This window comes from Ruegeria sp. SAZD011 (assembly GCF_059612545.1).
This window is the reverse complement of sequence record NZ_JBXWQU010000002.1, coordinates 1-17,763: the sequence shown is the minus strand read 5'-3', so window position 1 is coordinate 17,763 and position 17,763 is coordinate 1. Positions and strand designations below refer to the sequence as shown.

The 17,763-nt window shown below is 65.6% G+C and carries 15 protein-coding genes; 13 read left to right on the top strand and 2 right to left on the bottom strand.

What is annotated here, in order from left to right; genetic code table 11:
- Positions 1-32: 32 nt before the first annotated feature.
- Complete coding sequence (locus AC2FLM_RS00850; RefSeq protein ID WP_496854817.1) at positions 33-1,421, bottom strand: AAA family ATPase; 1,389 nt, start codon at positions 1,419-1,421, stop codon at positions 33-35.
- Positions 1,422-1,828: 407 nt separating this feature from the next.
- Here AC2FLM_RS00850 and AC2FLM_RS00845 point away from each other — a divergent pair, with 407 nt between their 5' ends.
- From AC2FLM_RS00845 to AC2FLM_RS00820, 6 genes are all read left to right on the top strand, one after another.
- Positions 1,829-2,848 (top strand): replication initiator protein A, encoded by a 1,020-nt coding sequence (locus AC2FLM_RS00845; protein WP_496854815.1) that lies wholly within the window; start codon positions 1,829-1,831, stop codon positions 2,846-2,848.
- A gap of 58 nt (positions 2,849-2,906) precedes the next feature.
- A complete protein-coding gene (gene rfbC / locus AC2FLM_RS00840; RefSeq protein WP_496854813.1) occupies positions 2,907-3,467 on the top strand; it encodes a dTDP-4-dehydrorhamnose 3,5-epimerase in 561 nt (186 codons plus the stop codon).
- Positions 3,464-4,516, top strand: coding sequence for a dTDP-glucose 4,6-dehydratase (gene rfbB, locus AC2FLM_RS00835; RefSeq protein ID WP_496854811.1), 1,053 nt, complete (start codon positions 3,464-3,466; stop codon positions 4,514-4,516). Before rfbC ends, rfbB begins: the two co-directional genes overlap by 4 nt.
- Positions 4,517-4,586: 70 nt before the next feature.
- Positions 4,587-5,438, top strand: coding sequence for a dTDP-4-dehydrorhamnose reductase (gene rfbD, locus AC2FLM_RS00830; protein ID WP_496854809.1), 852 nt, complete (start codon positions 4,587-4,589; stop codon positions 5,436-5,438).
- Positions 5,435-6,304, top strand: a complete 870-nt coding sequence (rfbA, locus tag AC2FLM_RS00825) for a glucose-1-phosphate thymidylyltransferase RfbA (protein ID WP_234222019.1) — start codon at positions 5,435-5,437, stop codon at positions 6,302-6,304. Before rfbD ends, rfbA begins: the two co-directional genes overlap by 4 nt.
- Positions 6,301-7,551 (top strand): glycosyltransferase family 4 protein, encoded by a 1,251-nt coding sequence (locus AC2FLM_RS00820; RefSeq protein WP_496854807.1) that lies wholly within the window; start codon positions 6,301-6,303, stop codon positions 7,549-7,551. The genes rfbA and AC2FLM_RS00820 overlap by 4 nt, the downstream gene beginning before the upstream one ends.
- A gap of 36 nt (positions 7,552-7,587) precedes the next feature.
- On the opposite strand, the gene galE is transcribed toward AC2FLM_RS00820, so the two are convergent.
- Positions 7,588-8,571, bottom strand: a complete 984-nt coding sequence (galE, locus tag AC2FLM_RS00815; RefSeq protein WP_496854805.1) for a UDP-glucose 4-epimerase GalE — start codon at positions 8,569-8,571, stop codon at positions 7,588-7,590.
- Between the two features lie 437 nt (positions 8,572-9,008).
- On the opposite strand from galE, the gene galU reads away from it, so the two are divergent.
- From galU to fcl, 7 genes are all read left to right on the top strand, one after another.
- The gene (gene galU, locus AC2FLM_RS00810) at positions 9,009-9,902 is read left to right on the top strand and encodes a UTP--glucose-1-phosphate uridylyltransferase GalU (protein ID WP_234222022.1); all 894 of its coding nucleotides are present in this window, start codon (positions 9,009-9,011) and stop codon (positions 9,900-9,902) included.
- 195 nt (positions 9,903-10,097) lie between these two features.
- Entirely contained in the window at positions 10,098-11,975 is a 1,878-nt protein-coding gene (locus AC2FLM_RS00805) for a polysaccharide biosynthesis protein (RefSeq protein ID WP_234222023.1), read from the top strand.
- A 126-nt stretch (positions 11,976-12,101) separates the two neighbouring features.
- On the top strand, positions 12,102-14,279 hold the full coding sequence (locus AC2FLM_RS00800; RefSeq protein ID WP_496854802.1) for a YjbH domain-containing protein: 2,178 nt from the start codon (positions 12,102-12,104) through the stop codon (positions 14,277-14,279).
- Positions 14,276-14,959, top strand: coding sequence for a YjbF family lipoprotein (locus AC2FLM_RS00795; protein WP_234222025.1), 684 nt, complete (start codon positions 14,276-14,278; stop codon positions 14,957-14,959). Before AC2FLM_RS00800 ends, AC2FLM_RS00795 begins: the two co-directional genes overlap by 4 nt.
- A 121-nt stretch (positions 14,960-15,080) precedes the next feature.
- On the top strand, positions 15,081-15,416 hold the full coding sequence (locus AC2FLM_RS00790) for a hypothetical protein (protein ID WP_234222026.1): 336 nt from the start codon (positions 15,081-15,083) through the stop codon (positions 15,414-15,416).
- Between the two features lie 196 nt (positions 15,417-15,612).
- Entirely contained in the window at positions 15,613-16,734 is a 1,122-nt protein-coding gene (gene gmd / locus AC2FLM_RS00785; protein ID WP_234145683.1) for a GDP-mannose 4,6-dehydratase, read from the top strand.
- 5 nt (positions 16,735-16,739) lie between these two features.
- Complete coding sequence (fcl, locus tag AC2FLM_RS00780; protein WP_496854799.1) at positions 16,740-17,690, top strand: GDP-L-fucose synthase; 951 nt, start codon at positions 16,740-16,742, stop codon at positions 17,688-17,690.
- The last annotated feature ends 73 nt before the right edge of the window (positions 17,691-17,763 follow it).

Genomic DNA, 17,763 nt, shown 5'->3' with positions numbered 1-17,763 from the left:
TCTACCTCCGGGTTTGCCCTTGTTAGGCCCTGTTATTCCGCCGCCGCCTGCGCGGCCAGCTCGTCGCGTCGCCAGACCCCCAGCAGCAGCCGCTTGAACGCCGCATAGGTGGCGTCAAAGGTCTCGCGCCCGCGGGCATAGGTTTCGCGGTTGAAATCGCGATAATCGGCCTCGTAGATGCCATGCACCCGTTCGCCCGCCTGACCGATCAGGGCGGTGAAATCCTGCCGGTGCGGGCTGAGCGTTTTGCCCAGATAAGCCTGCATCAGAGCCGAAAGTTCGCCCTGCTGTGCCCCGTCGAAGCGCGTGACCACCGCGCGCACCGCATCCCATTCAAACGCCATCTCGGGCCGCCCCAACGCGCGCGCGGCGAGATTCTCGCCATCCTCGATACTGGCGAATGTGGAATGCAGCATGTCGAAGAAGCGCCCGGTGGAATCAAATTCCAGGAACGAGGCACCCAGCGGCACCAGCAGGATATCCGCCGCCGCCAGCCCGTTGATGGTGAGATATCCCAGCGCGGGCGGCGTATCGATGAAGACCAGGTCATAGTCGTCCAGCACCCCGTCGGCCGCCAGCCGGTCGGTCAGCGCATCCCACAGCTTCCATCCCCGCGCGGCCATGCGCCAGACCGGGATCTGGAACTCGGCCCAGTAGAGGTTCAGTTGCGCGCCGATCAGGTCGATATTGGGCCAATGGGTGGCTTGGATCACATCCCGCGCGGTCATCTTCATCGCCGCGCTCAGCGCCTCGTCCAGCGGCTGGGGCGCGTCGCCCCGGTCCAGCCGCCGCTGGTTCTCCAGCCGCAGATACTCGCCGTAATGACGCGCCAGCAGGGGAAAGGCGGTCTGCCATTCATCCTCGACCCGGCCGCCAAAGATCGAGGTCATGGAACCCTGGCTGTCGAGGTCGATCACCAGCACCCGGTAGCCATCCAGCGCCGCCGACATGGCCAGATGCGCCGCCGTGCTGGTCTTGCCCACGCCACCCTTGAAATTGGCCACCGCCACCAGTTTCGCGGGCTGCCCCTTGGGGCGGTAGGGCAGATAGTTCTTGGCCTTCGATCCCTGCGCCCCGAAATGCGCGCGCAGGCGCAGCACCTCGTCCAGGGTGAACCACTTGGCGCCGCCTTCGGTTTCCGATCGGCCCTGCGGCAGGTCGGGGTTCTGTTTCAGCACCCGGCGGAAATGGGCCTGGGCCACCGGGATCAGATAGCGGGTGATCTCCCAGGTGGAAAACAGGCGCAGCGTCTTGTGCCCCTCTTCGTTCATGCCCCGGCTGGCCAGGTCGGCGCGGCCGCGGGTACAGGCCTCGGCAATGGCGGCAAACCCTTCGGTGCCTGTGGGTAAGTCCAGTTCGGCCAGCGCCGCGTCCGGGTCGATGTTGAAATAGGGGGGCAGGGGGGTGCTGTCCTTGGACATGGGAAATCTGCTCGATGTGCTGTGTTTTCCTCATGATACCGGAAAAGACGGCACATGGAAGAAAAAGGCGCATGTCACGCGGATTTTCTAAGCAAATGAAGGGTGTGGTGCGGCTGTTTTACCGCATTTCCACCGGGTTGGCGATTTTTTTGTAATGTTAGATTTGTGTTATCTATGTGTTACAGGGCAGGAGATTTGTTATTTTTCCCTTTATGATCAATTGGTAAACCTCAAATTCACGAGGACAGGCGACTCTGAACCCCCGAAAGACTGACTCCGAACCCCCGATCAGGCGACTCCGAACCCCCGTTGTGCGGGCTTGTGGATAACTCTAGGGTGGTGTCACTAAAACCACGAAAGAAAACGAGTCGGATACCGACCGCAGAACAGGCACCGAAGGCAGGGCCATGAGCAGGGCAGTGACAGCAATGGGCGCGGGGCTTTTGCCTGATCGCCACCAGCAGGGCGATTTCTTCGTCTGCGACATTTTCGATGCGATCCCCAAGGACGATATCGCCAGCATGGAACATCCGCTGTTCTCGCTGGCGACCCGGCCCGACCGGCGCATCCTGCAATACGACCACAACGGTACCGAGATCACCGTCACCCCCAGCATGCGGGGCCTGGCCACCATCCATGACAAGGATATCCTGATCTTCTGCATCAGCCAGCTGATGGCGGCGCTGAACGCGGGCCGCCGGGTCAGCCGCACGGTGCAGCTCAAGGCGCATGACCTGCTGATCGCCACCAATCGCGAGACCAGCGGAGACGCCTATCGCCGCCTGCGCGAGGCCTTCGAGCGGCTGGCGGGCACCCGCATCACCACCAATATCGTCACCGGCGAGATCGAGACCACCACCGGGTTCGGCCTGATCGAGAGCTGGGAGATCGTGCGCAAGACGCGGGGCGGTCGCATGGTCAGCGTGGCGGTGACGCTCAGCGACTGGCTCTATCGCGCGGTGCTGTCGAAATCGGTGCTGACGCTCAGCCGCGATTACTTTCGCCTGCGCAAACCGCTGGAGCGGCGCATCTACGAGTTGGCGCGCAAACATTGCGGGCGCCAGCCGGCCTGGACCGTCTCGGTCGACACGCTGCTCAAGAAATCCGGCTCGGCCTCGCCCCGCCGGGTGTTCCGCAAGATGCTGCGCGACATGATCGAGGCCGGTCACCTGCCCGATTACGAGATGAGCGAGGAACCCGGCGACCTGATCCGCTTTGCCCCGCGCGGCGGGCTGGTCGAGGGCGAGGCCCGCCCGCCGGTGCTGCGTGCCGAGACGCTGGAAGAGGCCCGCCGCCTGATACCGGGGGCGGATGTCTATGCGCTCGAGGCCGATTGGCGCGGGGTCTGGGCCCGCACCGGCGCGCCGCGGCTGAGAAAGCCCGACGCCGCTTTTCTGGGCTGGGTCCGGAAACGGGCAGAAGGATGACACCCGCGGCCCGGTTTTGCTAAAGATCGGAAAACAGTTCCAAAGAGGCGACGTGTACATGCAGGTGGAAAAGACTCCCTTGTCCGGGGTGCTGATGCTGACCCCGGCCCGGTTTGGCGACGAACGCGGATTTTTCAGCGAGACCTGGAACAAGGCGCGGCTGGCCGAACACGGGATCGAGATGGAGTTCGTGCAGGACAACCATTCGCTGTCCACCCGGGTGGGCTCGGTCCGGGGCCTGCATTTCCAGGCGCCGCCCCATGCCCAGGACAAGCTGGTGCGCTGCGGGCGGGGGGCGCTTTTCGATGTGGCGGTCGATATCCGCAAGGGCAGCCCCACCTACGGGCACTGGTTCGGGGTCGAGCTGAGCGCCGAGAACGGCCGCCAGCTGCTGGTGCCCAAGGGCTTTCTGCACGGGTTCGTCACCCGCGCCCCCGATACCGAGATCTGTTACAAATGCACCGATTACTACGCCCCCGAATGTGACGGCGCGGTGCGCTGGGACAGCTGCGGCATCGACTGGGGGATCGATGGCAACCCGGTGCTGAGCGCCAAGGATGCCACGGCCCCCGCCCTGGCCGAGTTCGACAGCCCCTTTGTCTGGGAGGGCGCGGCATGAAACTGCTTGTCACCGGGGGCGCGGGGTTCATCGGCTCGGCAGTGGTGCGCCGGGCCATCGCCGATGGCCATGCGGTGGTCAATCTCGACGCGCTGACCTATGCCGCCTGTCTGGACAATGTGGCCAGCGTTGCGGATCACCCGGATTACACCTTTGTAGAGGCTGATATCCGTGACCGCGCCGCGCTGGATGCGGTGTTTGCCGAACACGGGCCGGACGCGGTGATGCATCTGGCTGCCGAAAGCCATGTGGACCGCTCAATCGACGGGCCGGGTGATTTCATCGAGACCAATATCACCGGCACCTTCAACATGCTCGAGGCGGCGCGGAAATACTGGGTGGGGCAGGGACGGCCCGCGGCGTTCCGGTTCCACCATATCTCGACCGACGAGGTCTATGGCAGCCTGCCCGCCGATCCGGCGGTCAGGTTCACCGAAGAAACGGCTTACGATCCGCGCTCGCCCTATTCGGCCTCCAAGGCCAGTTCCGATCACCTGGTGCGGGCCTGGTACGAGACCTATGGCCTGCCGGTGGTGCTGACCAATTGTTCCAACAATTACGGCCCCTATCATTTCCCCGAGAAGCTCATTCCGGTGATCATCCTGAACGCGCTGGCGGGCAAGCCACTGCCGATCTATGGCGACGGGTCCAATATTCGCGACTGGCTTTATGTCGAGGATCACGCCGAGGCGCTCTTGCTTGTGGTGACACGAGGGGCCGTGGGGCGGACCTATAATATCGGCGGCGAGAACGAGCGGACCAATCTGGAACTGGTGAAAACCCTCTGCGCCATCCTGGATGACCTGCGCCCGCGCGCTGACGGCAAGGCTTATGCCGATCTGATCACCTTTGTCACCGACCGTCCGGGACATGATGCGCGCTATGCGATCGACCCGACCCGCATCCGCGAGGAGCTGGGCTGGCGGCCCAGCGTCACCGTCGAGGAGGGGCTGGAGAAAACCGTCGCCTGGTATCTGGGCAACGAGGCCTGGTGGCGCGCCCTGCAGAGCCGCGACGGGGTCGGCCAGCGGCTGGGGGTGCGGGCATGAGAGATTTTTCGTCGAAAAATCTCGCCTCCGGCGGGAGTATTTGGGGCGGAATGAAGACAGGGGAGGGGGCATGACCGTTTTGGTATTCGGGCAGACCGGGCAATTGGGGCGCGAACTGGCGCGGTTGCCCGGCACCATCTGCCTGGGTCGCGACCTGGCGGATTTCACCGATCCTTTCGATCCGGTGACGCGGATAGAGGATACCGGGGCAGAAGCCGTGATCATCGCGGCGGCCTATACCGCCGTCGACCGGGCCGAGAGCGAGGAGGCGCTGGCCACCACCGTCAATGCGCAGACGCCCGGCGCCATCGCCCGGGCCTGTGCGGCGCGCGGGCTGCCGCTGGTCTACGTGTCCACCGATTATGTCTTTGACGGCAGCGGTGAGGCACCCTGGCATCCCGACGACGCGACCGGGCCGGTGAACGCCTATGGCCGCTCCAAGCTGGCGGGCGAGCAGGCGGTGCGCGCGGCGGGTGGGGCGCATGTGATCCTGCGCACCTCCTGGGTGGTGTCGGCACATGGGTCGAATTTCGTCAAGACCATGCTGCGGTTGGGGCGCGAGCGGGACCGGCTCACCATCGTGGCCGATCAGCTGGGCGGGCCGACACCGGCCCGCGACATCGCGGCGGCCTGCCAGGAGATTGCCGGCCAGTTGCTGGAGGATCCGGGCAAGTCGGGCACTTATCATTTCGCGGGCACCCCGGATGTGAGCTGGGCCAGTTTCGCGCGCGAAACATTCGCGCAGGCCGGGATCGCCTGCGAGGTCGCCGATATTCCCAGCTCCGATTATCCCACGCCCGCGCGCCGGCCGCTCAATTCCCGCCTCGATTGCGCCTCACTGGAGGCGGTTTTCGGCATTAGACGTCCCGACTGGCGGGCCGGGCTGGCCGGGATATTGAGAGAGCTGGGAGAACGGGCATGAGCGGACGCAAGGGGATCATTCTGGCAGGCGGCAGCGGCACCCGGCTCTATCCGATCACCATGGCCGTGTCGAAACAGCTCTTGCCGCTCTATGACAAGCCGATGATCTATTACCCGCTCAGCGTGCTGATGCTGGCGGGCATCCGCGAGATCTGCGTCATCACCACGCCGCAGGACCAGGACCAGTTCATCCGCACCATGGGTGATGGCAGCCAGTGGGGGATCTCGCTCAGCTATGTGGTCCAGCCCAGCCCCGACGGGCTGGCGCAGGCCTATCTCCTGGCCGAGGATTTCCTGGACGGCGCCCCCAGCGCGCTGGTGCTGGGCGACAATGTCTTCTTTGGCCACGGGTTGCCGAAACTGTTGGCGGCGGCGGATGCGCATGCCACCGGCGGCACCGTCTTCGGCTATCACGTGGCCGATCCCGAACGCTATGGCGTGGTCGCCTTCGAGGCCGGCATCGCCCGCCGCATCGTCGAGAAACCCAAGGAGCCGCCGTCGAACTATGCGGTGACCGGGCTTTATTTCCTCGACGGCACCGCCCCCGAAAGGGCGCGCGCAGTGACCCCCTCGCCCCGGGGCGAGCTGGAGATCACCGATCTGTTGCAGATGTATCTGGAACAGGGCCAGCTCAGGGTCGAGACCATGGGCCGCGGCTATGCCTGGCTGGATACCGGCACCCATGCCAGCCTGCTGGACGCGGGCAATTTCGTGCGCACGCTGGAAGAGCGGCAGGGGTTGCAGACCGGCTGCCCCGAGGAGATCGCCTATGAGGCGGGCTGGATCGACGCCGATCAGGTGCGGGCGCGGGCGGCGCTGTTCGCCAAGAACGCCTATGGCGCCTATCTGGAGAGGCTGATCCGGTGAAGATCCTCTTTGTCCATCAGAACATGCCGGGCCAGTACCGGGAGCTGGTGCAATGGCTGGCCGCCCAGGGCGGGCACGAGCTGGTGTTCCTGACCCAGCGCAGCCCGGCGCCGCGTATCCCCGGTGTCCGGACGGTGGTCTACAAGCCGCATCACAAGCCCGCCAAGGGCGCCTATGGCCTGTCCAAGACCTGGGAAGAGGCCGCCGGTGCCGGCTTCGGCGCCGCCATGGCGGCCCGGGACCTGGAACGCGAGGCCGGGTTTCGCCCCGATATCGTGCTGGGCCATACCGGCTGGGGCGAGCTGCTGTTCTTCAAGCAGATCTGGCCCGACGTGCCGCTGCTGGGCTTCTTCGAATATTTCTACATCAGCGAGGGCGGACTGGTCGGGTTCGACCCCGATGACAAGCCCTCGGAACATTCGCCCTTCCTGCTCGAGGCCCGCAACGCGGTGCCTTATGCCAATATCCAGCATGTCGATCTGGGGCATGTGCCGACCCGCTGGCAACGGGATGTCTTTCCCGCCAGTTTCCACGACAAGTTCTATACCTGCCACGACGGGATCCGCACCGACCTGCTGCGCCCCGATCCGCAGGTGCAGCTGGGCCTGGGGCGGCTGGACCGGCCGCTGACCCGCAATGACGAGGTCTTTACCTATCTGGCACGCAACCTGGAACATGCGCGCGGCTTTCACATCTTCATGCGCGCGCTGCCGAAAATCCTGCGCGCGCGGCCCCGGGCCCGGGTGCTGATCCTAGGCGGCAACGAGGTCTCCTATGGGCGCAAGAGCCGTCACGAGGGCGGCTTGCGCGCCGAGATGGAGGCCGAGGTGGGCGGGGACCTGGATTGGGAGCGGGTGCATTTCCTGGGCCGCGTTCCCTATGACAAGTTCCGCCAGATCGTACAGCTCAGCCGCTGCCACATCTACCTGACCATGCCCTTCGTGCTCAGCTGGTCGCTGCTCGAGGCGATGTCGATGCAGGCCACCGTGGTGGCCTCGGACGTGGCCCCGGTGCGCGAGGCGGTGAGCCATGGCGAAACCGGGCTGCTGGTGGATTTCTTCGATCACGGCGCGCTGGCCGATCAGGTGATCGACGTGCTGGCCAATCCGGAGGCCCATGCCCATCTGGGTCCGGCGGCGCGGGCGCATGTGGTCGAGAAATACGATTTCCTCACCCGCTGCCTGCCCGAGCATCTGTGCCGCATCAACGCATTGGCCCCCGGCGCCGCGCCCATCGCATTGCCCTGAGGCCGGCCCGCGCGGGGCGCAGGGCGGGTGGCCGCCCTATGCCTCGTAATGCCCGCTCTGGTGCCAGCGCCAGGCGTCCGAGATCATCGTCTGCAGATCCGAGCGGTGCGGCTGCCAGCCCAGTTCGGCGGCGGCGCGGGTGCTGCCCGAAACCAGCTTGGTGCAATCGCCCGCCCGGCGCGGGCCGGTCTGGTAGGGCACCGCGCGGTTGGTGACGGCGCGCGAGTGCTCAATCACCTCCATCACCGAAAACCCGCTGCCGGTGCCCAGGTTGAAGACCCGCGATGCCTTGCCGGCCTCGAGCCATTTCAGACCCAGAACATGGGCATCCACCAGGTCGCAGACATGCACATAGTCGCGGATGCAGGTGCCGTCGGGGGTGTCGTAATCGGTGCCGAACACGGTCAGCGCGGCGCGCTTGCCCTCGATCGCGTCCAGCATCAGCGGCACCAGATGGGTCTCGGGGCGGTGGAACTCGCCCACCTCGGCCTCGGGGTCGGCACCCGCCACGTTGAAATAGCGGAAGATCACCGACCGCAGCCCATGGGCGGCGCCGAAATCGCGCAGAATATCCTCGACCGCGCGCTTGCTGGCGCCATAGGCGTTGAGCGGCTGCTGCGGGGTCTCTTCGTCCAGCACCACATTGTCATGTTCGCCATAGGTGGCGCAGGTCGAGGAGAACACGACATCCAGGCAGCCGGCGGCCACCGCCGCCTCGATCAGGGTCAGCGACCCGCCCACATTGTTGGCCCAGTAGCGGCCCGGTTCGTTCATCGCCTCGCCGACCTGGCTCAGCGCCGCGAAATGCATCACCGCCGCGGGCCTGTATGTGGCAAAGACCTGATCCAGCCGCGCCCGGTCGGTCAGATCGCCCTGTTCGAAGGGGCCGAATTTCACCGCGTCGCGCCAGCCGGTGACCAGGTTGTCATAGGTGACCGGCGTATAGCCGGCGGCCCGGAGGGCCTTGCAGGCGTGCGACCCGATATAGCCCGCGCCGCCGGTGACCAGAATGGCCGTCATGTCCGTCATCTCCCCCTTGGGCCTGTCGCCAAAGCGCAGTGGTGTCCGATGTCCTGCCCGCCATAGCAACTGGGTCCGGGTTCTGCCAGCCGATATCCCCCGGAGGGGGCGGTCCGGCGCCCGGACAAGCCATTCCGGCCCGCCAAAAGACCGGTTCCGCTGGTGCGCCAAAGGCACGTTCTGCTGGTGCGCCAAAGGCACAACCTCGAACGCGGGATCGGCGCCGGGCGAAACATCCTCGGGTTGCCGGTCATTCTCTGCTACAGCAGGCAGCAGACCGCCGCGGAGCATGGATGGCAGATTTGTGCAAAGGCGCGGGTCGAACGGCGGTGGCAGGCTGGAATGACATTGATTCCGGTTCGCGCACAGGCCTATACGAAGGCGAAACCGGGTTCGCGTAACGTGGACCGGAACGGAATGATTATCGAGGGTATGTCATGACGCGAAAAGTTACCAAAGCCGTCTTTCCGGTGGCGGGGCTGGGCACCCGGTTCCTGCCGGCAACCAAATCGGTGCCCAAGGAAATCATGACCCTGGTCGACCGGCCGCTGGTCCAATATGCCATCGACGAGGCCCGCGCCGCCGGCATCAAGGAATTCATCTTCGTCACCTCGCGCGGGAAATCCGCGCTCGAGGACTATTTCGATCACTCCCCGATCCTCGAGCAGGAATTGCGCAAGAAGGGCAAGACCGAGCTGCTCGAGATCCTCAAGACCACCAACATGGACAGCGGCGCCATCGCCTATATCCGGCAGCACCGGGCGTTGGGGCTGGGCCACGCGGTCTGGTGCGCGCGCCGGCTGATCGGCGACGAGCCCTTTGTGGTGATGCTGCCCGATGACGTGATCGCCGCCGAGAAACCCTGTCTGCAACAGATGGTCGAGGCCTATGCCGAAACCGGCGGCAACATGGTGGCCGCGATGGAGGTGCCCACCGAGAAGGCCAGTTCCTACGGCATGCTGGACGTGGCCGAGGACATGGGCGCGGTGGTCTCGGTCAAGGGTATGGTGGAAAAGCCGCCGGCGGCGGAAACCCCGTCGAACCTGGCGGTGATCGGGCGCTATATCCTGGCGCCTTCGGTGCTGAAGAACCTCAACAAGATCAAGTCGGGCGCCGGGGGCGAAATCCAGCTGACCGATGCCATCGCCCAGGACATCGAGAACGGCAACCCGGTCTATGGCTACCGGTTCCGGGGGCAGAGATTCGATTGCGGCTCGAAGGCGGGCTTCCTGCAGGCGACCGTGGCCTTTGCCCTGGCCCGCGCCGACCTGCGCGACGACCTGAGCCAGTACCTAGTCGAGCTGATGCAGAGCAGGGAAGCCGCCGAGTAAGGGCGGTTCACCGAACCGCGCCTGCATGCGGGCGCCGGATTCGGGTGGGATTCGGGGGCGCCGCCGGCCTGTTCCGCGGCCGTCTGGCCGGGACCCGGAAAAATTCCGTATATTGCAGGTGTTGCCTCCTACCGGTTTTGAGGGGTAGGAGCAGATGGTCCTGATCGGCAGGGCGCAAACGGTGGAAAGCTCTATATGTTCCGATTGCTTAACCGGATGACCCGCACACAGAAGGCGGCGGTTTTCATGGCGATCGACATGGCGCTGATCCCGCTGGCCCTGCTGTTCACCTATACGGTGCAGCCGCTGACCACCTCGCCATTGGAGACCCTGCGCCAGACGCTGCCGATCCTGCCCGCGCTGATGGCCATCGCCGCGGGGCTGTCGATCTGGCTGAAGCTGCCCTATATCCAGCTCAATGCCTTTGAGCATCACGCGGTCGGCCGCAGCACCGTGCTGGTGCTGGTGATGACCGGCAGTGCGGCCGGGTTGACGGCGCTGGCGAAGATTCCGCTGCCGCCGGGAACCCATGTGATCTTTGGCGCCAGCTATTTCCTGTCCTTTCTGGCGGTGCGGGTGCTGCTCTATCAGATCGTGCTGGGGATCTATCGCCGGGCGCGGCCGCGCCGGCCGGTCCTGATCTATGGTGCCGGCAGCACCGGCCTGCAACTGGCCCAGGCGCTCAAGACCCATGAGCGGATCGTCCCGGCGGCCTTTGTCGATGACAATGTCTCGTTGCAGGGAATGACGCTGATGGGCCTGCCGGTCTATCCGCCCGCCCGTCTGGCCGAAGTCGCCCGCGCGCGGGGCATCCGGCGGGTGCTGCTGGCGATGCCGTCGCAGAGCCAGCCCAAGCAGGCGCAGATCGTCACCCGGTTGCAGCAGATGGGGTTCGAGGTGCAGGCGCTGCCATCCTTTGCCCAGCTGATCGGAGAGGAGCCGCTGGTCGACAAGCTGACCCTGATCCCGCCGCAGAGCTTTCTGGGACGGGCGGCGCGGGATGTGGAACTGGCCCAGGCCAGCGCCAGCTATGCGGGGCGCAGCGTTCTGGTCAGCGGCGCGGGCGGCTCGATCGGGGCCGAGCTGTGCCGCCAGATCCTGAGCTGCGGCCCGACCCGGCTGGTGCTCTACGAGCTGAGCGAGCTGGCGCTTTATACCGCGCACCAGGAAATCACCCAGCTGACCGAAGGAACCGGGATCGAGGTGGTGCCGGTGCTGGGCTCGGTCACCGACCCGCGCCTGGTGCGCAAGGTGCTGACCGAGAACAGGGTGCAGGTGGTGCTGCATGCGGCGGCCTACAAGCATGTGCCGCTGGTCGAGGCGAACCCGCTGGCGGGGCTGGCCAACAACGTGTTCGGAACCCAGACCCTGGCGCGCGAGGCGGCCGAGACCGGGGTCGAACGTTTCATCCTGATCTCGTCGGACAAGGCGGTGCGCCCGGCCAATGTGATGGGCGCCTCCAAGCGGATGGCCGAACTGGTGGTGCAGGATCTGGCGGTCCGCCATCCGGGCACGGTGTTCGCCACGGTGCGGTTCGGCAATGTGCTGGGATCCTCGGGATCGGTGGTGCCGCTGTTTCAGGACCAGATCAGCCGGGGCGGGCCGGTCACGGTGACCGACGCCCGCGTCAAACGCTATTTCATGACCATCCGCGAGGCGGTGCAGCTGGTGCTCTGTGCCGGGGCCGAGGCCACGGGGGACGAGATCTTCGTGCTGGACATGGGAGAGCCGGTGGCGATCCTGCACCTGGCGCGGCAGGTGATCCAGAGCGCGGGCTACAGCGTGCGCGACGAGGACAACCCGCAGGGCGATATCGCGATCGAATTCATCGGGCTGCGCCCGGGCGAGAAGCTGCAGGAAGAGCTGTCGCTGAACCCCGATCTGCGCCGCACCCGCTATCAGAAGATTTTCTGCGCCCAGGAGGACAAGCTGTCGGAGATCGAGGTCGCCGGCATGTTGCGCGGGCTGCGCCAGGCGATGGCGGCCAGCGATGCCGAGCTGGCCCGCGACCTGCTCGAGCGCTGGATCGACTGGGTGCCGACCCCCGCCGAGGACCTGACCGGCAAGCTCTGAGCCTGAAAGCCGGGCTTTCGGGTCGCGCCCCGGACCGTTGTTTCGCCTGTGGCCAGCATTGCGGCTTTACGAATGCGGGGGCCGCATCGCATAAGAGATTAACGAGTTAGAGGGCAGGATTGTTTCATGCGACGCATTGCGGTGACGGGTTGGATGCTGGCCGCGGTTCTGGGGGCCGCCGCGCAGGCACAGCAGGCCGATGTCGTCATCCCCGGTGCCGTGGCGCAGGAACCGGTGTTTCGGACCCTGCCGGTCCCGACGCTGAACTTCTACGGTGTGCCGGGTGTCATCGACATGCCCTCGGCCGAGATGCTGCCCGAGGGGCAATTCACCACCACGATCAGCTATTTCGGCAATCAGGGACGCTATACGCTGACCTTTCAGCCGACGCCCTGGATCTCGGCCAGCTTCCGCTACAACTCGATCGGCAACTGGAACCTGCGCGGCTTTCCCACCTATTACGACCGGGGCTTCGATGTGCGGTTCCGACTGGCCCGGGAAACCCGGTACCGGCCCCAGATCGCGCTGGGTTTGCAGGATTTCGCGGGCACCGGTGTCTATGCGGCCGAATATCTGGTCGCCACCAAGACATTCGACACCCCGCCGCTGGGGGCCTCGCACCTGCCCGGACGGCTCAAGGTCACGGCCGGTCTCGGCTGGGGGCGGCTGGGCAGTTTCGGCTCGTTTGGCGGCTATGGAAGCCGGCCCGCCTTTACCCCCGGCAGCACCGGCGGCCAGCTGTCCTATGACCAGTGGTTCCGCGGCCCGATGGCGCTGTTCGGCGGCCTGGAATGGCAGGCCAACGACAAGTGGAGCTTCAAGCTGGAATATTCCTCGGACGATTATGTGACCGAGACCCAGACCACCTCTGTCTTTCAGAAGAAATCGCCGGTCAATTTCGGGGTGGAATGGCAGGCCAGCGCGCGCACCCGGCTGGGCGCCTATTACCTTTACGGGTCCGAATTCGGCCTCAGCGCGCAGATCCAGCTGAACCCGAAACAGCCCGCGATCCCGCGCACCCTGGCGGCGCCGCAACCGATCCAGCCGCGCCCCGACCGCGCCACCAACCCCGAGGCCTGGAGCACCAGCTGGTCCGAAGGCCGCCCGGCGCCGCTGCTGCGCTCGCTGTTGCAGGCGGCACTCAAGGACGAGGGGCTGATCCTGGAAAGCCTCGAGATCGAGGCCCACAGCGCCCGGCTGCGGTTCCGCAGCACCCGCTACCGGTCTTACGCGGTGGCGGCGGGCCGGGCGGCCCGGACCATGGCCCGCATCCTGCCGCCCTCGGTCGAGACCTTTCACCTGGTGCCGGTCTCGCGCGGGATGAGCCTGTCCACGATCACCCTGCGGCGCTCGGATCTGGAGGCGCTGGAATTCGATGCCAATGCCTCGGAGGCGATGCTGGCGGTGACCGGGTTCAACTCGGCCGCCCCGGCCTCGGACAGCGCGGTCTATGGCCGCGAGCTCTATCCCGATTTCAGCTGGTCGGTGGCGCCCTATTTCGCGCCCGCCTTCTTTGACCCCGATCAGCCGCTGCGCATCGACGTGGGCGTCGATTTCGGGGCCACCTACCAGCCCGCGCCGGGCTGGGTGATCTCGGGCAAGATCCGCCAGCGGCTGGCCGGCAATACCAAGAACGGCCGCCTGTCGCCCTCGGCGCTGCCGCCGGTCCGCACCGACCAGGTGCTGTATGCGCAATATGACACCACGCTGAACAACCTCTACGTGGCGCGCTATTGGCAGCCGGGCAAGGATCTCTATGCCCGGGTGACGGCGGGCTATTTCGAATACGGCTATGGCGGCCTGTCCACCGAAGTCCTGTGGAAACCGGTCAACAGCCCGCTGGCGCTGGGGGTCGAGGCCAATTACGCGCTGAAGCGGGATTTCAACCAGCGGCTCGGCTTCCAGGATTACCGGGTCTTCACCGGCCATGCCTCGGCCTACATGGATTTCAACAACGGGTTTCACGGCCAGATCGACGTGGGCCGCTATCTGGCCGGCGATATCGGCGCCACCGTGTCGCTGGACCGGGTGTTCGCCAATGGCTGGTCGGTGGGGGGCTTCTTCACGCTCACCAATGTCTCCTCGGCCGATTTCGGCGAAGGCTCGTTCGACAAGGGCATCCGCTTCAGCATCCCGCTGGAATGGTTCCTGGGCAAGCCCAGCCGCAAGTCGCTGGGCACCACGATCCGGCCGATCCAGCGCGATGGCGGCGCCCGGGTGCATGTGCCGGGCCGGCTCTACGGTCAGGTCCGCGAGGCCCATCGCAAGGCGCTGACCGATGAATGGGCGGGGTTCTGGGAATGACGGATATGAGACGCAAGGGGCTGATCCTGGGGCTGCTGGCGGTGCTGACGGGCTGTGCCTCGGGCACCGAAGAGGTGCCGCTGCAGGTCGAGATCGCCAAGAACACCCGCGATATCATCAAGGCCCGCCGCGCCGGCCCGGCCGAACTGCCGCCGGTGACCCGGGCCGAGCTGGACGCGCTGACCGCCCCGGCGCTCGAGGCGCGGGTCGAGCGGCTCGACATGGCGGCCTATCTCTATGTCTCGGCCGAGCGTGACGAGGGGGCGGCCGGCCATGTCCAGGTCTGGCGCACCGGCGACAATGTCTCGCTGACGATGCGCAACGGCGTGCTGGTGGCGACCCGCGGGATCGGCGGCGATATCCTGTCGAGTTCGGTGCAGGTAAGCGGATCCTTGCCGGGCCCGTCCGAGGGCGGGCCGCAGGTGCACCTGATCCGGACCGGCGATATCGAGGAGCGCCGGATGGTGCTGGCCTGCGAGCTGGCCGAGCGCGGTCCGGCCCAGATCGAGATCGTCGGCCGGCGCCATGCCACCCGGCTGGTCGAGCAGCATTGCGTTGGAGATACAGGAGAAATCACCAATTCCTACTGGATCGACACCGGCGCGGGCGTGGTCTGGCAGTCGCGGCAATGGGCGGGTCCCGAGATCGGATATATGCGGTTTCGCCTGCTGCGAAAATGACCCTGCCGCGCCTGGAGGGAAAAAAGTGTCCCATCTCAGGGGTCTCTAGGTGCATGGCACGTTGAAAAGAGATATGATTCGGTCTACAACGCAGTCAAGTTCAGCCAAAAGGGGTTTGATTATGAAGAAAACGATTACCGCGCTTGCCGCTCTCGCAGTTATGACGCCCGCGGTTGTGTCGGCTGCAGCCATCGACGATGCACGTGACGCCAACATCTGCGACGTGACCCGCGCCGAGTACCTGGAAGACGGCCGTCTGAAGGTCTGGTGCGTGCCCGGCACCGTGAACCCCGCCTATGCCGGCGCGGTCAGCGGCGGTACCGCAGCTGGCGGCCTGGTTGGCGGCACCATCAGCGCAGGGGCAGCAGCCGGTATCCTGGCAGGTGTCGTGATCATCGCGGCAGTTGCCGGCGACGACAGCTCGACCACCACGACCACCACCGGCAGCGGCAGCTGATCCGGACGGCCTTTCGGCCGACATGGTCCATGTAATCTGAGGCAGGCCCCTTTGCGGGCCTGTTTTCGTGTCTGCGCCCCGGCCCCTGCGCTCCGGGGGACGCCGTGCCGGGCAGAGGGTCGCTTGCAAATCCCCTGCCTGGACCGGTATCACCGACAGACAAATGCCCGCGGGCACAGCAGGAGAACCCGAACGCATGTCGAAAACCGCGCTGATCACCGGGGTCACCGGACAGGATGGATCCTATCTGGCCGAATTCCTGCTGGAAAAGGGCTATGAGGTGCACGGGATCAAGCGCCGCTCGTCGCTGTTCAACACCCAGCGGATCGACCATATCTACGAGGATCCGCATACCGACCATGCCCGGTTCCGGCTGCATTACGGCGATCTGACCGACAGTTCCAACCTGACCCGGATCCTGTCCGAGGTGCAGCCCGACGAGGTCTATAACCTGGGCGCGCAATCCCATGTGGCGGTCAGTTTCGAGGCTCCCGAATATACCGCCGATGTCGATGCCATGGGCACGCTGCGCCTGCTCGAGGCGATCCGCTTTCTGGGGCTGGAGAAGCAGACCCGGTTCTACCAGGCCTCGACCTCGGAGCTTTACGGGCAGGTGGCGGAGACGCCCCAGCGCGAGACCACCCCGTTCCATCCGCGCTCTCCTTACGCGGTGGCCAAGATGTATGCCTATTGGATCACGGTGAACTATCGCGAGGCTTACGGCATGTATGCCTGCAACGGCATCCTGTTCAACCACGAGAGCCCGCGCCGCGGCGAGACATTTGTCACCCGCAAGATCACCCGTGGCCTGGCCAATATCGCCCAGGGGCTGGAAGACTGCCTTTACATGGGCAATATCGACAGCCTGCGCGACTGGGGCCATGCGAAGGATTACGTGCGCATGCAGTGGATGATGCTGCAACAGGAGGTTCCGCAGGATTTCGTGATCGCCACCGGCGTGCAATATTCGGTGCGCGAATTCATCGCCTGGTCGGCGGCGGAACTGGGCGTGACGCTGGCCTTCTCGGGCAGCGGCGTGGACGAGATCGCCACCGTGACCGCCATCGCGGGCGACAAGGCGCCGGCGCTGAAGGTGGGCGATGTGGTCATGCGCATCGACCCGCGCTATTTCCGCCCCGCCGAGGTCGACACGCTGCTGGGCGACCCGTCCAAGGCCAAGCGCGAACTGGGCTGGGAGCCGGAGATCACGGTGCAGCAGATGTGCGCCGAGATGGTGGCCGAGGATCTGAAGACCGCGCGCCGTCATGCCCTGCTCAAGGCGCATGGCATGGATGTGCCGGTCTCGGTCGAGGGGTGAGCGCGATGAAGATCTATGTGGCGGGCCATCGCGGCATGGTCGGCAGCGCCATCCTGCGCCGGTTGCAGGCGCGGCAGGCGGCGGGCGACGCGCTGGAGCTGATCACCCGCAGCCATGCGGAACTGGACCTGACCGACCAGGCGGCGGTGCGCGATTTCATGACCACCGAACGCCCCGACCAGGTGATCCTGGCGGCGGCCAGGGTGGGGGGCATCCACGCCAACAACACCTATCCGGCGCAGTTCATCTATGAAAACCTGATGATCGAATGCAACGTGATCCACCAGGCCTTTGCCGCCGGGGTCACGCGGCTGTTGCAACTGGGGTCAAGCTGCATCTATCCGCGCGCGGCGGCCCAGCCGATGGCCGAGGCCGCGCTCTTGACCGGTCCGCTGGAACCCACCAACGAACCCTATGCCATCGCCAAGATCGCCGGCATCAAGCTGTGCGAAAGCTACAACCGGCAATACGGGGTCGATTACCGCTCGGTGATGCCGACCAACCTCTATGGGCCGGGCGACAATTTCCACCCCGAGAATTCCCATGTGCTGCCCGCCCTGATCCGGCGGTTCCACCAGGCGGTGCGGGACGGCGCCGACGAGGTGGTGATCTGGGGCAGCGGCACGCCCATGCGCGAATTCCTGCATGTGGATGACATGGCGGCGGCGTCGCTTTTCGTCATGGATCTGGAGCGGGCGGTCTATGACCGCGAAACCGAGCCGATGCTGAGCCATATCAATGTGGGGTCGGGCGTCGATCTGAGCATTCGCGCGCTGGCCGAGCTTGTTGCCCGGGTGACCGGCTTTGCGGGGCGGCTGGTCTTTGACGCCAGCAAACCGGACGGAACCCCGCGCAAGCTGATGGATGTCAGCCGGCTGGCCCGGCTGGGCTGGCAGGCCTCGATCCCGCTGGAGCAGGGGGTCGAGAGCACCTATGCCTGGTTCCTCGGGCATTGATGGCTCAAGGGTCGTTGCGACGGTTTCCGCTATCTCAGTTTCATCATTTCTTCTCTGAAGGCCTCGGTTGGGG